General features: G+C 67.9%; 13 protein-coding genes. 1 reads left to right on the top strand and 12 read right to left on the bottom strand.

The annotated features are described in order from the left end of the window. Positions 1-2: 2 nt before the first annotated feature. The 6 genes from CQ045_RS12365 to CQ045_RS12340 form a co-directional block, all read right to left on the bottom strand. The gene (locus CQ045_RS12365; protein ID WP_105724099.1) at positions 3-191 is read right to left on the bottom strand and encodes a hypothetical protein; all 189 of its coding nucleotides are present in this window, start codon (positions 189-191) and stop codon (positions 3-5) included. 136 nt (positions 192-327) lie between these two features. After that, on the bottom strand, positions 328-699 hold the full coding sequence (locus CQ045_RS12360) for a hypothetical protein (protein ID WP_105724097.1): 372 nt from the start codon (positions 697-699) through the stop codon (positions 328-330). A 63-nt stretch (positions 700-762) separates the two neighbouring features. Continuing rightward, positions 763-3,342, bottom strand: coding sequence for an alpha-L-rhamnosidase (locus tag CQ045_RS12355; protein WP_105724095.1), 2,580 nt, complete (start codon positions 3,340-3,342; stop codon positions 763-765). A gap of 26 nt (positions 3,343-3,368) precedes the next feature. Further along, positions 3,369-4,229 carry a carbohydrate ABC transporter permease gene (locus tag CQ045_RS12350; RefSeq protein ID WP_105724093.1) on the bottom strand — a complete coding sequence of 287 codons (861 nt, stop codon included), beginning with the start codon at positions 4,227-4,229 and terminating at the stop codon, positions 3,369-3,371. Then, a complete protein-coding gene (locus tag CQ045_RS12345; RefSeq protein WP_105724091.1) occupies positions 4,226-5,119 on the bottom strand; it encodes a carbohydrate ABC transporter permease in 894 nt (297 codons plus the stop codon). Before CQ045_RS12345 ends, CQ045_RS12350 begins: the two co-directional genes overlap by 4 nt. A 60-nt stretch (positions 5,120-5,179) precedes the next feature. After that, a complete protein-coding gene (locus CQ045_RS12340; protein ID WP_105724088.1) occupies positions 5,180-6,478 on the bottom strand; it encodes an ABC transporter substrate-binding protein in 1,299 nt (432 codons plus the stop codon). Between the two features lie 116 nt (positions 6,479-6,594). On the opposite strand from CQ045_RS12340, the gene CQ045_RS12335 reads away from it, so the two are divergent. Beyond that, the gene (locus CQ045_RS12335) at positions 6,595-7,626 is read left to right on the top strand and encodes a LacI family DNA-binding transcriptional regulator (protein WP_105724086.1); all 1,032 of its coding nucleotides are present in this window, start codon (positions 6,595-6,597) and stop codon (positions 7,624-7,626) included. 66 nt (positions 7,627-7,692) lie between these two features. On the opposite strand, the gene CQ045_RS12330 is transcribed toward CQ045_RS12335, so the two are convergent. From CQ045_RS12330 to CQ045_RS12305, 6 genes are all read right to left on the bottom strand, one after another. Next, entirely contained in the window at positions 7,693-11,811 is a 4,119-nt protein-coding gene (locus CQ045_RS12330) for a PQQ-dependent sugar dehydrogenase (RefSeq protein WP_258131056.1), read from the bottom strand. 264 nt (positions 11,812-12,075) lie between these two features. Then, positions 12,076-12,828 (bottom strand): ABC transporter ATP-binding protein, encoded by a 753-nt coding sequence (locus CQ045_RS12325; protein WP_105724084.1) that lies wholly within the window; start codon positions 12,826-12,828, stop codon positions 12,076-12,078. Continuing rightward, positions 12,818-13,582 (bottom strand): ABC transporter ATP-binding protein, encoded by a 765-nt coding sequence (locus CQ045_RS12320; protein WP_105724082.1) that lies wholly within the window; start codon positions 13,580-13,582, stop codon positions 12,818-12,820. The genes CQ045_RS12325 and CQ045_RS12320 overlap by 11 nt, the downstream gene beginning before the upstream one ends. After that, positions 13,579-14,649, bottom strand: a complete 1,071-nt coding sequence (locus tag CQ045_RS12315) for a branched-chain amino acid ABC transporter permease (RefSeq protein ID WP_258131055.1) — start codon at positions 14,647-14,649, stop codon at positions 13,579-13,581. The genes CQ045_RS12320 and CQ045_RS12315 overlap by 4 nt, the downstream gene beginning before the upstream one ends. A 28-nt stretch (positions 14,650-14,677) precedes the next feature. Then, a complete protein-coding gene (locus CQ045_RS12310) occupies positions 14,678-15,562 on the bottom strand; it encodes a branched-chain amino acid ABC transporter permease (RefSeq protein WP_091028649.1) in 885 nt (294 codons plus the stop codon). Between the two features lie 10 nt (positions 15,563-15,572). Then, a complete protein-coding gene (locus tag CQ045_RS12305; protein ID WP_219844419.1) occupies positions 15,573-16,808 on the bottom strand; it encodes an amino acid ABC transporter substrate-binding protein in 1,236 nt (411 codons plus the stop codon). Positions 16,809-16,935 lie beyond the last annotated feature (127 nt).

Below are 16,935 nucleotides of genomic sequence, written 5' to 3'. Positions count from 1 at the left end.
GGCTAGCCGTCTTCCGGGTCTTCCGCGAGGATGTCTCCCTCGTCGGTGTCGCCTCCGTCGCTCGGCACCACTGTGGGCGGATTCCCCTTGCCGTCTTCGGCACCGAGGTTGTCGTTCCCCTCGGTCCCGGGCCCGGGTTCGGTGCTGATGTCGTTCCGGTCGGTGCGGATGTCGTCGTTGCCGCCGCTCATGTGCGTTCCTCTCCGTCGGCGGACACCGCAGGCTCCGCGCGTGCGGGAGGGCGTCCGTGTCGCTCCGAGGGTACGGCGGTGCAGGCGCAGCGGCACGCCCCTTGACACCGCCGTGAATGGCGAGCGGCCTCGCGGATCAGCCGCAGAACGCGGAGGCGGAGTCCTTGAGCTGCTCGATCGCCTCGACGGTCTCGGGCGCCTGCAGGTCGGTCATCCCGCCGATCTTCTCCGCACCCGAGCGGATGAGGTCGCCGAGCTGACCTTCGGTGTTCTCCGCCAGCCCGTTGAGCGAGGCGACCAGGTCGTCACGCGCGGCATCCGCCTGCTCGGCCGAGAGCTCACCCTGGTCGAGCAGCGTCTGGTACTGCCCGTAGGCGTCGTCGATCGTGGTGCAGGCGGCCTGCACGTCGACGCCGAGAGCATCGCCCGCCATCTGCGTCACCTGCGAGCAGCCCGCCAGGACGAGGCCGACGGCGAGCACGAGCGGGAGGACGAGGATTCGGCGCATGCTCCGAGGGTATCCGGGCATGCTGAAGCGGGCCTGGTGATCGCACCGGCCGTGATCAGCGGATCATGCGGCGACGGCCTCCGACGACGAGACGAACACCTCGAACCGCCCTCCGGACTCGATGCGCTGCTCGTCGAGACCGGCGATGCGGATCGTGCCCTCGACGCCGGTCGGCACGGAGAGGTCGTAGTGGACCCCCTCGGCCGACCGCCGCCAGGATCCTTCGATCAGACCGTACGGCGACTCGAACGCGACGCGTGCGTGGTCCAGTCCGCCGCCGGGCTCGGGCGCCCACTCGATCCTCTGGTACCCGGGCGCCGCCGGCGAGAGTCCGCCGATGACCCGGTGCATCCAGTCGGCCACGCTCCCCAGAGCGAAGTGGTTGAAGCTGGTCATCTCGCCGGGGTTGATCGATCCGTCGGGGAGCATGGAGTCCCAGCGCTCCCAGATCGTCGTCCCGCCCATGCGCACCGTGTAGAGCCACGAGGGGCACTCGGTCTCGAGGATCAGGTCGTACGCCGTGTCGACGTGTCCGGTCTGCGAGAGCGCGTCGCTGATGACCGGGGTCCCCGCGAAGCCCGTGGCGATGCGGTTCCCCGCCTCGCGGACGAGCGCGGCGAGACGCCGGCCCGCGGTCGCCTCCTCGGTTGCGCTCAGGAGTCCGAACCGAATGGCGAGCGCATATGCGGTCTGCGCGTCGGAGGTGAGCGTGCCGTCCGCTCGCACGTATTCCGCACGGAAGGCATCGCGCGCCTCCTCGGCGATCCGCGCGTACCGGTCGGCGTCGGCTGCGAGGCCGAGGAGCCTCGCGGTGTCTGCCAGCCGTCGCGTCGAGAACGCGAAGTACGCGGAGGCGACCAGATACCGGTCGGTGCGCGCATCGGCCGGGTCGTGCGGCGGTGCCGCCGGGTCGAGCCAGTCACCCAGCTGATGACCGTCACGCCAGAGACGCGCGGATCCGGACTGCGTGATCATGCGCTCGACCCACCTGCGGCCGCTGTCGTACTGGCGGCGCAGCACCTCCCGGTCCCCGAACCGCTCGTGGAGCGTCCAGGGCGTCAGCACCGAGACGTCTCCCCACACGGCTCCGGTCCGGATCGGATTCCAGGTGGGGCCGCCGGGGATGACCGGGACGAACCACGGGATGGTGCCGTCGGGGAGCTGTTCGAGAGCCACGTCGGTGAGCCAGTTCTCGAGGAAACCGGCCGAGTCGTAGAGGAAGGATGCCGTGGGCGCGAAGACCTGCACGTCGCCGGTCCACCCGAGACGCTCGTCACGCTGCGGGCAGTCGGTGGGGATGCTGAGGAAGTTGCCGCGCATGCCCCAGCGGACGTTCTCGTGCAGGCGGTTCAGGTCGGGGTTCGACGTCTCCAGCCATCCGGTGCGGCGCATGTCGCTGTGGATGACGCGCGCGACCACGTCTCCCTCCCCGATCTCGCCGAGGCCGGTGACCGTCGCGTAGCGGAAGCCGTGGAAGGTGAACTTGGGCTCCCAGAACCGCGGCTCGCCGCCGTCGAGCGTGATCAGATCGTGGGCGTCGGCCAGGCGCAGCGGTCGGATGCCGAGCTCGCCGTGTTCCAGCACCTCGGCATGGCGCAGGGCGATCACGTGCCCCGCCGGCCCCTGCACCCGCACGCGCAGTCGCCCGACGAGGTTCTGGCCGAAGTCGAGGAGGTGGGTCGTCTCGTCGACCCGGGTGACGGTGACGGGGGCGATCTCCTCGGTGCAGCGCACCGGCGGGAGCGTCGGGGCGACCAGCGTCGCCGGGTCGCGATGACCGACGCGCACGGGGCTCCACCCGTCCTCACCGGCTCCGGGGCGCGACCACCCGGGCTGCTCCTCACGAGCATCATGCTTCTCGCCGTCGTAGAGTCCGGACACCAGGATCGGGCTCGGAGCGGTCGACCAGCTCTCATCCGTCGCGATGACCGTCTTGGTCCCGTCGTCGTGCGTGACCTCGAGCTGGGCGATGAGGGCCTGGTCGGTGCCGTAGAGGTCGCGGTAGCCGCCGTTGAAGCCGAGCCGTCCGCGATACCAGCCGTCGCCCAGCCACGCGCCGACGGTGTTCTCGCCCTCGCCGAGCTGGTCGGTGACATCGAAGGTCCAGTACACGAGGCGCTCGTCGTACTTCGTCCATCCCGGCGAGAACTCGTGGTCGCCGATGCGCGCGCCGTTGATCTCCACCTCGTAGAGCCCGTGTGCCGTGACGTACAGGCGGGCGCTCGAGACCGGGCGGTCGAGACGGAAGGTCCGCCGCACGAGCGCCGGTCGACGATCGGTGTCTGGCGTCTCGGGCCACGACGCGCCGACGGGTGCGGCGACCCAGTCCGCGGCATCCAGCAGCCCCGCCTCGGCGGTCGTCTGCGCGCTCCAGGACGACCAGCGCTGATCCTCACCGCGCACGCGCACGCGCACGCGCACCTGCTCGCGGGAGGAGAGCGGTTCGAACGGCCAGTCGACGAGCACCTGGTCGGCGTTCGTGCCGGAGGCGATGACGGCGCCGTCCGCGCGCTCGCACTCGAGCTGCCACCCGTGCTGGGTCCAGCCCTCCGGGGCCTCGGTCTTCCAGGAGAGCCGCGGCGTGCGAGTCCCCATCCCGAGGGTGTCGTCGATGTGCTCGAACCGGGGAGCGGAGACCTTCACGAACGTCCTTTCAGAGGTGGGCGCGCTCATCCCTTGACCGCTCCGGCCGTGAGGCCCTTCTGGATGCGCTGGTTGAGCACCAGGTAGATGATCAGGAGGGCGAACACGTTGATGCTGATGGCGGCGAACAGCGGACCGTACTGGGTCGTTCCGAACTGGCCGTTGAAGTTGAGCAGCCCGACCTGCAGGGTGCGCAGGTTGCCGGAGTTGGCGAAGGTCAGCGCGATGAGCAGGTCGTTCCAGAAGAAGAAGAACTGCACGAGTCCGACCGTGAACAGTCCGTTCTTCATCATCGGCAGCGCGATGGAGAAGAACTGCCGGTAGATGCTGGCGCCGTCGAGCGTCGCCGCCTCGAACACCTCCCGCGGGATCGCACGGAAGTACGTCGCCATCAGGAAGACGGTCAGCGGCAGACCCGTGGCCGTGTAGGTGATGATCAGCGGCCAGAGCGAGCCGGTGAGTCCGAGCTGGAAGTAGGTGCTGAACAGCGGGAGCAGGATCATCTGCGTCGGCACCATGATGCCGGCGAGGAAGATGATCAGCACGCCGTTGCGCCCCTTCCACACGAGCACCTCGAGCGCGAATGCCGCTGCGGTGCCGAGGAGCAGCATCAGGAAGAGCGAGGGCAGCACCGTGATCGCGCTGTTGAAGAGGGACTGGCCGAGACCGGCCGTGTCCCAGGCGACGATGTAGTTGTCGAAGTTCCATTGCTCCGGAAGCGCCCAGGTGGGCGCCTCCAGGAACTCCCGCTGGCTCTTGAACGAGCCCAGCAGCAGCCAGATCAGCGGGTAGCCGACGATGACCAGGAGCACGGCGACGAGCAGCCAGATGGGTGCGCGGCGGAGCATCCGGGTGGCGCGGCGGGATACGGGCGTCGACGTGCTCATGCCACGCCTCCCTTCTTCGCCGTGCGGGCATTGGCACGGAAGATGAACACGGTCACGACGAGGCAGATGATGGTGAGCAGCATCGCGATGGTCGAGCCGTAGCCGTAGTTGCCGTAGGTGAACGCGTTGTCGAACATCGAGATCGTGAGCGGGCTGGTCGAGGTGCCCGGGCCGCCGTTGGTCAGAGCGAGCACACTGTCGAAGACCTTCAGGGTTCCGTTGATCGAGAAGATCAGCGACGAGATCAGCACCGGGGCCGAAAGCGGGAGCACGACGTGGCGGACGAGCTTCCATCCGCTGGCGCCGTCGAGGCGGGCCGACTCCAGCACATCCTCGGGGATGTCGATCAGCCCGGCGTAGAGCAGCACACCGTAGAAGCCCATGGAGCGCCAGATGTCCATGATCGCGATGACGATGAACGCGCTCGCGCCATCACCGAACCAGTCCACGGGAACCCCGCCGAGACCCGACAGCATCGAGTTGACGACGCCCTCGGTCGGCGCGATCGAGAACAGCTGCTGGAAGAGCAGCGCGACGGCGACCGTCGGCATCACGACGGGGAAGAACACCAGGGTCCGGACGAGCCCGGACGCGCGCTTGAGCGCGAAGACGTAGAGGAGCGAGAGCAGGTACCCGAGCAGGACCTGCCCGATGGTCACGACAGCGGCGTACTTCAGGGTGAACAGCAGCGCGGCGTGCACCTCGGAGTCGCCGATCAACCGGACGACGTTGTCGAGGCCGACGAACTCGAAGCCGACGATGGCGTTGCCCTCGAACAGCGTGTAGCCCAGCGACCAGACGACGGGGATCAGCATCACCACCGAGTAGATGAGCAGGGCGGGGCCGAGAAGGATGGCGATCGCCTTGCGATCGCCCAACACGTTCTGCATTCGTTCTCCTGAAGGATGAGGGGGCGGCGCGCGGGGACGCCGCCCCCTCTCGTTTTCTCGCTAGTCGAGGTCCGCCTGGATCATCGACATGAACTCCTCCGCGGAGACACTGCCGGTGATCAGCGGCGCAGCGTTGCGCTGGCTCGTGGTCGTGGCCTCCGCAGAGAACAGCGCCTCGAACCAGAGGACCGTGGTCTCGGTGTCGGCGACCTGCTCCTGGATCAGCTGCGTGAGCGGCGGCACATCGGTGACCTCGGTGTTCAGCGCGAAGCCGGACACGCGGTTCTCCTGCTCGAGCGCCACGGAGCCGTAGTTCTCGGTGATGCAGGACAGCCAGGCCTCGGTGTCGTCGTTCACGGCCTTGGCGTTCATCGTGATGGGCAGGCCCACGTTGGCGGCGAGCTGCGAACGGTCGCCCGCACCTCCCTCGACGCCGGGGAACGGCATGAAGCCCACGTTCTCGGCGCCGATCCGGTTGACCTCGGGGTCGTTCGCCTGGCTCAGGAACCAGGAGCCCATGTAGAACATCGCGGCCGAGCCGTTCAGGAACTGGTTCTCGCTGGTGGCCATGTCGATGGAGCCGACGCCCTTGCCGAAGTAGCCCTCGGCACCGAGGTCGGCGATCGCCTGTGCGGCGGCCACATACTCGGGATCGGTGAGCTTCGCCTCGCCGTCGGCGACCTTCTGCAGCGCGTCCGGGCCGAGGTCGCGGAAGAGGTAGCCGGAGATCAGACGGGTGATCGGCCAGCCCTGCTCGCCGCTCGCGGAGAACGGCTGGATGCCGGCAGCCTCGAGCTTCGCGGCGGCGGCGACCAGCTCGTCGAAGGTCTGCGGCTCGTCGATGCGCTGCTCGGCGAAGATCGCCTTGTTGTACCAGATGCCCTCGACGTTGTACTCGAAGGGCAGCACGCGGAACCCGCCGTAGAGGTTCTCGATGGTCGAGATCGCCGCCGGCTCGATGTTGTCGATCACGTCGAGGTCGGTGAGGATCTCCTCGAAGTCGGCGACGTTGCCCGAATCCGCGAGGGTCTTGGTCAGTGCGGGGGCGTTTCCGGCACTGAAGAGCACCGGCAGATCGCCCTGACCGGCCTTGAGCTGCAGCTGCTGGTCGAGGTTGGACTGCGGGACCGTCTCGACATCGAGCGGCAGGGTGTCGGCCTCGGCGGAGCACGCCTTACCGGCGAGCGTGTCGAGGATGGCGGGGACCTCGGTGTTCTCGACGTTCACGAACAGCGACAGCGAGTCCGTGCCCGCCGTCGATCCCCCGCCGCCACCGCAGGCGGTGAGCGCGAGGGCCGATGCTCCGGCGATGGCGGTGATCGCACCGCGTCTCCAGAGCCGTGCTGTGGTCAGCTTCATGATTCCTCCTTGAAACGGGCGAGCCGCATTGATCACACACTTGAAGCGCTTCAGATAGTACGCTTGAAGCGCTCCAAGAAGCAAATGTCATTTCGCGACGAACGGACGACCACCACATGACCACCTCCCCCGACGCGAGTCGGCCCCGCCCGGTGATGGCTGACGTCGCCCGGCACGCGGGCGTCGCCCTCGGCACGGTGTCGAACGTGCTGAACAATCCGCAGATCGTCGCGCAGGAGACGCGCGAGCGGGTGCTGAACGCCATCGACGAACTCGGGTTCGTGCGCAACAACGCCGCCCGCTCCCTCGTCACCGGGCGAGCCGACACCGTGGGATTCGTGGTCGTCGACGTCGGCAACTCGTTCTTCGTCGACATGGCTCGCGGCGTCGAGGAGGAGCTCGATGCGCACAACATCCGCCTCCTCCTCGCCAACAGCGACGTGAACCTCGCGAAGCAGGACTCCTACATCAGCGTGTTCGAGGAGGCGAAGGTGGCGGGCATCCTCCTCGCCCCGCTCGACGCCCCTCTCGATGCCGCTCGCGCCGCCCGCCACCGCGGCATGCCGGTCGTGCACGTGAACTGGCCGGGAGACGACGACGCCTGCGGCGTGGTCGTCGACGAGGAGCTCGGCGGCTACCTCGCCACCAGGCATCTGCTCGATCAGGGGCTGCGCCGCCTGGCATTCGCCGGTGGTCCGTTCTCGCTCTCCGCGATCGCACAGCGTCGCATCGGAGCGCAGCGGGCCGTCGCCGAGGTCGCCGATGCCCAGCTGGAGACGATCGAGACCCACAGCATCACCGTGCGCGGTGGCTACGCGCTCGGCGAGATGCTCAGCTCCCGACCCGTCGGCGAGCGCCCCGACGGGCTCTTCGCCGCCGCCGACGCCCTGGCCGCGGGCGCGATCCAGACCATGCAGCTCGCCGGCATGCACGTCCCCTCGGACATCGCCGTGGTCGGCTACGACAACAACCACTTCGCGCAGGACAGCTCGATCCCGATCACCAGCGTGGGCCAGCCGGGACACGAGATGGGGCGCACCGCCGCCCAGGTGCTCTATGAGGAGATCGCGGATCCCGTGGGCCACACGCACCGCACGATCACGATGACGCCCACGCTCTTCGCGCGCGCGAGCTCGGCCGTCGTCTGACGCAGACGCACAGGGCGGCCCCCGGGACGAAACTCGTCCCGGGGGCCGCCCTGTCTTCGTGTGCGACTATCCGCCGGCGCCGGTCACGGTGAACGGCACGGTCGTGGCGTTGCCCGCCACGTCGTACACGACCAGCGTGTTCGCCCCGGAGACAGCGCCGAAGGCTCCCGGCTTCAGGAAGTTGAGGTCGGACCAGACGTTGTCCGTCAGGTCCTTCGCAACTCCGTTGACCGTCAGCCGATCGACCTTGCCGGCGTCGTTGAGCTTGTATGACACCAGACTGTAGGCGCCGTTCGCACCCACCGTGAACTGGTCGCCCTCCTTGACCGTCACGGTGGGGGCCGTGACGTCGAGGGTGAAGGTGACCGTGGTGGCGTTGCCGGCCACGTCGTACACGACCAGCGTGTTCGCTCCTTCCACCGCGCCGAAGGCACCGGGCACCACCCCGTTCAAGTCAGACCACGCAGCGTTCGTCAGGTCCTTCTCGACGCCGTTGAGGGTCAGACGATCGATGGTCCCCTCGTCCTGGAGTGCGAACGACACCTTGCTGTAGATGCCGTCACGGCCGACCGTGAACTCCGCGCCGCTCTTGACGGTCGCCACGGGAGCCGTGGTGTCCGTCGCCGCCGCCGTGACCGAGAGGTCGCGGAGACGCCCGAAGTTGTCGAAGGAGCCGAAGCCCACCCGACCCTCGGGGAACGTCTTGTCGTTCGCGGTCATCAGCGGGGTGTCGAGCCCGTCGACGTAGACGGCGATGTCGCCGCTGTCGACGCAGCGGACCACGCGCACGTCGTGCCACTCCTCGTCGGTGACCGCCGGCGGAGCACCCACCGCGCCGTCCCACTGGTCGTCGATCCGCTCGCGGTCGGCCTTGTTCACCTTGAAGATGCCGTTGTGCGGGTAGATCGAATTGTCCTGCGAGAGGTGGGCGTAGTAGTACTCCGTGTCCGACTTCCATCCGAAGACGATGATCACGTCGCGGTTGTTCACGGAAGCCTTCTCGTCGAGCCGCACCTGGCCGGTGAGGTCGAATGATCCGAGCTCCGGCCCCTCGGTGAGCACGGCGTACTCGAACGGTCGGCGGATGCCGTCGTTCGGGTTCGTCCCCGCCTCGGTGAGCACGACGTCGTCGCCGGGGAAGTCCCACTTGGCCGGTGTCCGCGGCGCCCAGTCGCCCTCCCCCATCACGTCCGTGATGACCTCGCCGTCCGGAGTGCACGTCGGCGGCGTCGGCGGCTCGACCGGGGGCACGGCGTACAGCGCGTACTGCGCGGCCACCTGCTCGGCGGTCGGCACCGTGTCGAGCAGCATGATGTCGTCCATCCGCCCGTTGAACGGATTGGCCTCCTTCGTGTTCTGCGGGAAGCTGCCGCCGATCTTGATCCCTGCCGGTGCGGTGTCGGACGTGGATCCGTCACCCCACGGGTTGGCTGCGGTGTACTTCCCCGCGAGCTCCTCGCCGTTCATGAACAGCTTCATCTCGCCCGCCGCGAAGTCGAAGGTCGCGGCGAGGTGCACCCACTGCCCCTTCTTGAGGATCTCGTTCCACGGCAGGTCGGCCGCGAAGGTCCAGGAGCCTGCCCCGTCGACGCGACGCCCGAGCGCCACGAGCTTGAGCTCGCCGTCGACCGTGATGACCTCGAGCAGTGCCCGCACCGCATGGCCGTCGGACGTGCCGGTGAGCACGCCCGCGAGACCGATCGCGTTGTACACGTCGTCCGGGTTCGCGGTCCCCGAGTTCAGGGCGGGGTGATCACCGGTCGGCTTGAACCAGCCCATGACGGAGGCCTTGTCCGTACCGGCGAACCTGTCCAGCGACTCGACGCCGTCCGCATCGTAGATGCCCGCCTTCCAGTCGTCGTTCGACGCGGTCCGCGGACTCATCTGCTGCGTCTGGAGCGCTTCCCCCGCACCGGGGTAGGCACGATCGGCGACCCGCATCTCGACCCCGCCGTTGATCAGGGAGATGTCGGTGCCGGAGCGTCCCTGGTCGAGCTCGATCGTCGGCTTCGCCGCATCCGGGTGGTCGAAGTCGTGGTGCGTGACCAGGTTCGGCGCGAGTGCGGGGAGGACGAACGGGTTGGTCGGTTCCTCGACCGAGCGCGCCCCCGTCACCTTCCAGATCTTGCCGTTCGCCTTGGAGACGAGGTAGAGCTCGCCGTCGGCGTCGGAGCCGAACCGCAGGTCGACGCGCTTGTCGCCGACCAGCTCCTGGAACGTGGTCTCCACACCGTCGGCGAAGACCCGCAACTCCTCGATCGTGGCGAGGTCGTCGATGTCGCCGTCGTTGCGCACCATCTCCTCGGCATCCGTGGACAGCACCCACCCGCGCACCAGATCGGTGAACAGGTAGCGTCCCTGCAGCTCGGGGATCTCGCCGCGGTAGACGAATCCGCCGTTCACGGCCACTCCCGCGTCGCCGGTCTGGCCGGGGTCGCGGTTGTGGTCGTAGGCGGCCACCGGGTAGGTGAAGCCGTTCTCGGCGTCGTCGGCCGGCAGCGGGAAGATCTGTCGATTCTCGGCGAGGAACGACCCCTCACGCACCGACCAGCCGAAGTTGTCCCCCGGCTCGACGGCGTAGACCGACTCGACCTGCCACTCGCCGATGTGCGCGAGGTACATGGTGTGGTCGCCCTCGGTGTCCCAGCTGATGCGGTGCGGGTCGCGCATGCCGACGGCGTAGATCTCCGGCAGCGCATCCGCTTCGTCGACGAACGGGTTGTCCGCCGGCACACCGTACTCGCCGTTCTCGCTGTCGTCGCCCGTCGGATCGACGCGCAGGATCTTGCCCTGCGGCGTGGCCAGATCCTGCGGGTTGCCGTTGCCGACGCCGTTGCCGCCGTCGCCGACGAGGACGTACAGGTTGCCGTAGTCGGCGTCGCCCTCCGACACCGTCGGATTGAACGCGATCTGCTGCACGGTGTGCACCCGCCCGGCGAACGGGATGCGCATGACCTCGCGGTGCGTGCCCGCGAAGGTCGCCGCCGAAGGATCGTCGGCCTTCCACTCCGTGATCACGCTGTGGAACGCGGTGGTGCCGAAGGCCGGGAAGTCCGGGGTGTCTTCGGTCAGCGCCGTGCCGCCCTCGGTGTGCACGGTGTAGAACAGCCCGTTCTCGGCGAAGTCGGGGTGGAACTCCGCGGAGCCGAGACCCGTTCCGAGTCCCGCGCTGTTGTGGAAGTTGTCGACGAACTCGTTCCGGACATTGAGGTACGGGACGTACTCGCCCGACTCCTTGTCGACCAGATAGAGGATGTCGTTGTTGTCGGGCACCATGAGCCGACCTGAGTCGTCCGGCACCTCGTCGAGGTGCGTGATCCGGTTGTGGCGTACGAGACGCTGGTCCTGCGTGGCCGGTGTCGTCTGCGACTTCGGCAGCTGCGCGAGCTCGGTCACCTCGATGCCGAGGTCGGCGAGTGCGGGGTCGGGGAGCGGGTTCAGCAGCGGCTCGCTCGCCGTGCCGCCCGGAGCGCAGTCGCCGGGGTTCCCGGTGGCGATCGCGAGGTTCTCGCCCGTGTTGTCGACCGCGACGTCATCGAGCAGCAGACGTCCCGCACTGGAGGCGCCGTTCTTCCAGAAGAACCGGTCGAGTGCGCCGTTCACCGCCTGGCGGAAGCCGAACTGCTGCTCGGTCCCCTCCGGGAGACGGGTCTGCGTCTCGTACGCACCGCCCTGGCTGTACACGGTGACCTTGTCGGCCGCGTTGTCGGCGACGATCCACACGCACTGCCAGGCGTCGCGCGACCACACGCCCGCCGGCTTGAACGCGCCGCCGTCACGGACACGCAGCACGTCGTCATTCTGGTTGTTCACGTAGGCGCGGCTGTTCGCGTAGTCGTTCGGCGCATCGACATCGGTGAGCCCGAAGGAGGTGTCGACGTTGCCCGTGCGCAGGAACCGGAAGAAGAGCGTGCCGGTGTCGCCCTCCGCGATGGCGGGGATGGCACGGTACGACTGCTGCCCTCCTCCGACGGATTCCACGACCTGGTTGTTGCCGTTCAGCGGGTCGGCGATCACACGCGGGGCGGCCGACGCCGCCCACCCGTCCTGCCCGTTCAGTGCGACGCGCTCGTACGCCTCGAAGTCGACCAGCTCGGTGAACGGCTCCGCAGCGGCGGCCGGGGTCGCGGTCAGCAATGCTCCGACGACGGCCGCCGCGGCGACCAGCGCACCCGTTCGTCGCACGCCGAAGGATCGAGGAGGAGGTGCCGCCGATCGGGTGCTCGAGCTCGCGGGTCGCATGATTCGTTCGTGCATCAGAAACCTCTCAACGTCGTCGTCGTGCGGTGTCGTGCCGATGGGTCGTCCTCCCTCCCCGGGGCGGCACTGCAGCGAGGAGGGTGGGTGGAGCGGTGGAGCGAGTCAGGGCGGAAACGCTTTCGGAAGCGCTTTCGCAGGATGGACGAAAAAGCGGGAGGAGGCATCGACTGCCTCCTCCCGCCCGGGGGTTCAGCCGGCGTCGGGGACGGCCGGCTTGCCGCCCAGGTACAGGGCCGCGAGTGTCGGGTCCGCAAGCAGTTCGGATGCCGGGCCCGAGATGTGCACCCGACCGAGGTCGAGGACGCACCCGATGTCTGCGGTCTCGAGCGCCCGCCGCGCGTTCTGCTCCACGAGCAGCACCGCGGTTCCGGCGTCGCGCATGCGCACGATCTGCTCGAAGACCTTCTCGGTCGTCTTGGGGTCCAGGCCCATCGAGGGCTCGTCGAGCAGCACGACCTTCGGGCTCACCATCAGCGATCGCGCGAACTCGACCTGCTTCTGCTGACCGCCCGAGAGCAGGCCGGCGAGCTGCTTCCACCGCTCCCCCACGATGGGGAAAAGGTTCTGCACGAACTCGACGCGCTCCTGGATGACCTTCTGGTCCTTGAGGGTGAAGGCGCCGAGCATCACGTTCTCACCGACCGTCATCTCGCGGAACACGCTGTGCCCCTGCAGCACGTGCGCGAGCCCGTGGCGCAGCATCGACTGCGGCCCCTCGCCGGTGATGTCGCGGCCGTCGACCTCGATCTTCCCCGACCGGGGCTTGAGCATGCCGCTGGCCACCTTGAGCACGGTCGACTTGCCGGCGCCGTTGGGGCCGACGAGGCAGACCACCGATCCGGGCGGCACCTCGACCGTGAGGCCGCGGAGCACGAGCGCCGCCCGACCGTAGCCGGCCTCGATGTCGCGCAGCTCGAGCAGGTTCTTCGCTTCAGACTCCAAGATAGGCCTCCAGGACTCGCGGGTCTTGCTGGATGATCGCAGGCGTTCCCTCGGCGATCTGGCGCCCGCGGTCGAACACCACGACGTGGTCGCACAGGCTCATGACCATCTCCATGTTGTGCTCGACGATGATGAACGTCTTGCCCTCTTCGTTGAGCTCGCGCACCAGGGTGGCGATGCGTCCGATGAGGGCGGGGTTCACGCCACCGGCCGGCTCGTCGAGCATGATCGTGTCGGGTTCGCCCATGAGCACGCCCGCCAGCTCCAGCAGCTTCTGCTGGCCGTAGCTGAGGTTGCGGGCCTCGGCGTGCTCGAGGTGGTCGATGCCGACGCGCCGCAGCCAACCGCGCGCCCGCTCCAGCTCGTCCGGATCGTGCGCGGAACGCAACTGCTGGCGGATGCTCGTGCTGCGCACCGCCACGAGCAGGTTCTCCATCACCGTCATGCGCGGGAACACCCGGCAGAGCTGGAAGCTGCGACCGATGCCGGCGCGGGCGATGCGGTCGGGCGACTTGCGGGTGATCGCCTGCCCCCGGTACCGCACCTCGCCCGAGTCAGGCTTGATCATGCCGGTGACGCAGTTGAAGAAGGTGGTCTTGCCCGAGCCGTTCGGCCCGATCAGGCCGTTGACCTTGCCCTCCTGGAACGTGACCGTCGCGCCGTCGACGGCGGTGACGCCGCCGAAGGACTTGGTCATCTCGACCGTGCTCAGGCTCTCCAGCGTGCGGGTGGACTGTGCCGTGGGGGCGTTCATGACGACGTCTCCTTCGTCGAGGCATCCGCTGTTCGGGTCTTGTTCTGCTCGAGCAGCTCGCCGGCGGTGACCTCGCGGATCGATGCCGCGTTCGACGAGCGCGTGAACAGTCCCTTCACGGCGGGAATGATGCCGTCGGGCATGAACAGGACGACGATGCCGAGCAGGATGCCGGTGGCGATGAGGTGGAACTGCGTGTCGCCGAACTCGAGCTTGAAATACTCGAGCGCGATGCCGACCACGACGGCTCCGAGCAGCGGGCCGAAGAGGTTGCGCACCCCGCCGAGCAGCGCCATCAGCACCATGTACGAGCCGATCAGGATCGAGAACTGGAAGATGGGATCTAGGTCGCCGAACCACAGGGCGTAGAGTCCGCCGCCCAGGGAGACGAACAGCGCCGACAGCACGTAGGCGATCAGCTTGTACCGCGTGGTGGGGACCCCGAGCGACTGCGCCTTGTCCTCGTCCTCGCGGATCGACTTGAGCGCCGTCCCGAACTTGGACCGGTCGATGATCCACCACACCAGGAGAGCTGCGGCCAGGAGGCCTGCGAACAGGTAGTAGAAGATGCGGTGGTGCTCGGGACGCAGCACGTCGAACGGCCGCGGGACGTTCAATCCCTCGGAGCCGCCGGTGACCTCGCGCCAGCTCTGGAAGACCAGCAGCATGATCAGGACGAAGGCGATCGACACGATCACGAACGAGGCGCCGCGCACCCGGAGGGCGGCGATGCCGATCGGGATCGCGATGATCGAGACGAGCACGGCCGCGAGGATCCAGGCGGCGAAGCCCGGAAGGTCGAGGTACTTGATCAGGAGCCCGGTGCCGTAGGCGCCGAGTCCGAAGTAGGCGGCGTGCCCGAGGGAGATGTATCCCGTGAACCCGCCCATGAAGTTCCACCCCGTCGACAGCACGGCGTAGTTGAGGATCACGACGCCCGCCGACAGGATGTACGGGTTCGGGGCGATGGTCGGGAACGAGAGGATCAGAGCTGCGCCCACGATGAGGAGGACGATGCTCACCCACTTCGCCGAGGTGCGCCGCGCGGGGGCGGATGGAGCGATCACGACCGTCTCGGTGGCGATCGGCTCTCTACTAGAAACGCTGGGCAAGACGACCTCCGAAGAATCCTTGCGGACGGAACATGAGCGTCGCGAAGAGGGCGACGTAGAACACCGTCTGCGCCCACGTCGGCCCCAGCGGGAGCTGGAGCAGGCTCTGCGCGATCCCGAGGACGAGAGCCGCGATGGCGGCGCCCGGGATGCTGCCGAGTCCGCCGACGACGATGATCGCCATGAGCGGTCCGATCCAGTGCCAGTGCAGCGACGGGTAGATCGTGGCATCGAGCGAGAGCGCGGTGCCGCCGATCGCCGCCGTGGCGAGTCCGAGTCCGAACCCGTAGCCGGCGACGCGGTCGGTGTTGATGCCGACCAGTCGCGCGGCCTCCGGATGCTGGATCGTCGCCCGCAGCGCCTGCCCGAACTTCGTGTACTTCAGCAGCACGAACAGGAGCGCGAGGGCGACGGCCGCGAGACCGAAGGCGATGAGCTTGACCACCGGCACCTGCGCGCCGAAGAAGTCGAGACTCGCACTGGCATACGGGAGGGGGATGCGGCGCTGGGTTCCGGTGAAGAAGAACCCGAGCGCCCCCTCGATGATCAGTGCCACGGCGAACGTGAGCAGCACCGACATCATGGTCAGGGTCAGCGGCTTGAGCCTCGAGACGAGCAGTCGCTGCATGACGACGCCGGTCAGGAAGAACAGGGGCACGGTGACGACGAGCGACACGAGCGGGTCGATTCCGGTCTCCCGGTTGAACCACCACGCGAGGTACGCGGCCAGGATGAGGAAGGCGGAGTGCGCGATCATGACGACGCGCATGATCCCGAAGTACAGCGTGAGCCCGGCCGCCAGGAGGGCGTAAAGCCCTCCCAGCAGGATGCCGAGGATCAGGCTTTGCAGCAGCAGTGCTCCACTCACGATGTGCGGATCACCACGTCGGCTTCGGGAAGAGGAAGTCGGCTTCCTTGACGTCCTCGGGGAGGACGATCAGGATCTCGCCGTCGATCCACTGCTGGATGAGGTGCGCGCCGGTGGGCTTGCCCGTCTCGTCCCAGCTGAGCTCTCCGACGACGGTGTCGACGGAGTTGTCGCGCAGCCAGTCGATGAGCTCCTGCTGGCACTCGCCCTGCTCGGCGCAGCCGACGGCCTCGACCGCTGCGGCGACGACCTGACCGGTCGTGTACGCGTTGGCCTCGTCCTCCGAGGGCGGGTTGCCGTGCATCTCGGTGTACTTCTCGACGAACTCGACGTTGCTGGGGAACTGCGACTTCGGCGAATAGCCGGTGGGAGCGAGGATGCCTTCGGTCGCACCGCCGATCGCGGCGGCGAACTCGGGGTTGGTCGGAGCGGTCGAGAACGCCGCCAGCTCCGGCTGATAGTTCAGCTGCTGGAGCGCGATGATGAGGTTGACGGCGTCCTGATACTGCGTTCCGCCGATCACCATGTCGGCATCCGACTGCGCGATCTTGGCCGCGATGGTCGAGAAGTCGGTCGTGTTCGGCGGGTAGACCTCGTCCACGACGATCTCGACGCCGGCCTCCTCGAGCTTGTCCCTGAGGCCGTAGGCGGTGCCCTGAGCGAAGGGGTCGTCCATCGCGGCGACCGCCGCCGTCTCGGGGCGCTCCCCTTCGGGAAGGGCGAGCAGATACTCCGCCAGGTTGTTGTAGTGGTCGTTCGCGATCGCGGGGGCCGCGTAGAAGAGGTTGTCGAAGCCCTGCTCGAAGACCTCTTCCGCCGCGCCGGCCGGCTCGACGAAGAGCATCCCGTACTCCTGGGCGACACGTGCCGAGGGAACGACGAGCCGCGTCGAGAACGGACCGAACACGAGGTCGACGCCGTCCTGTGCGATCAGCGACTCGTAGTCCGACACGACCCGATCGGCGTTCGACTGGTCGTCGAGGATCTTCAGCTCGACCTGGCGGCCGAGGAGACCGCCGTTCTCGTTGACGATGTCGCGCCAGGCCTCGTAGCCCCGCTCGACACCCTTGCCCGGTTCGGAGAAGTCGCCGGTGAGCGGCAGCGAGATGCCGATGACGATCGGATCGTCGGAGCCACCCCCTTCCGCCTGATCGCCGGTGGCCGAGCAGGCCGAAACCGTGAGCGCGGCGATCGACAGCGTTCCGATCGCGGCAGCGATCCGTCGACCGTGTCTGGGTGCAGTCATCCGAGTCTCCTACGTCATCGTAGCGAAAGCGCTTTCGTAAGCGCTTCCGCCACTATAGTGGGACCGAAGAACGAAGAGCAACCTACCTCGCAATCAGCGTTGATCTTGCTCCACAGGGGGAGGTTTC

It is taken from the genome of Microbacterium sp. MYb66, assembly GCF_002979435.1.
GTDB lineage: Bacteria > Actinomycetota > Actinomycetes > Actinomycetales > Microbacteriaceae > Microbacterium.
Note: the sequence above shows the minus strand (reverse complement) of the source record. Positions and strands in the feature narration are given on the sequence as shown.

What these genes read in the sequence shown, in the direction of transcription:
- CQ045_RS12365 (WP_105724099.1), bottom strand. Translation starts at nt 191, where the DNA reads ATGAGCGGCGGCAACGACGACATCCGCACCGACCGGAACGACATCAGC.
- CQ045_RS12360 (WP_105724097.1), bottom strand. Translation starts at nt 699, where the DNA reads ATGCGCCGAATCCTCGTCCTCCCGCTCGTGCTCGCCGTCGGCCTCGTC.
- CQ045_RS12350 (WP_105724093.1), bottom strand. Translation starts at nt 4,229, where the DNA reads ATGAGCACGTCGACGCCCGTATCCCGCCGCGCCACCCGGATGCTCCGC.
- CQ045_RS12345 (WP_105724091.1), bottom strand. Translation starts at nt 5,119, where the DNA reads ATGCAGAACGTGTTGGGCGATCGCAAGGCGATCGCCATCCTTCTCGGC.
- CQ045_RS12340 (WP_105724088.1), bottom strand. Translation starts at nt 6,478, where the DNA reads ATGAAGCTGACCACAGCACGGCTCTGGAGACGCGGTGCGATCACCGCC.
- CQ045_RS12335 (WP_105724086.1), top strand. Translation starts at nt 6,595, where the DNA reads ATGACCACCTCCCCCGACGCGAGTCGGCCCCGCCCGGTGATGGCTGAC.
- CQ045_RS12320 (WP_105724082.1), bottom strand. Translation starts at nt 13,582, where the DNA reads ATGAACGCCCCCACGGCACAGTCCACCCGCACGCTGGAGAGCCTGAGC.
- CQ045_RS12305 (WP_219844419.1), bottom strand. Translation starts at nt 16,808, where the DNA reads ATGACTGCACCCAGACACGGTCGACGGATCGCTGCCGCGATCGGAACG.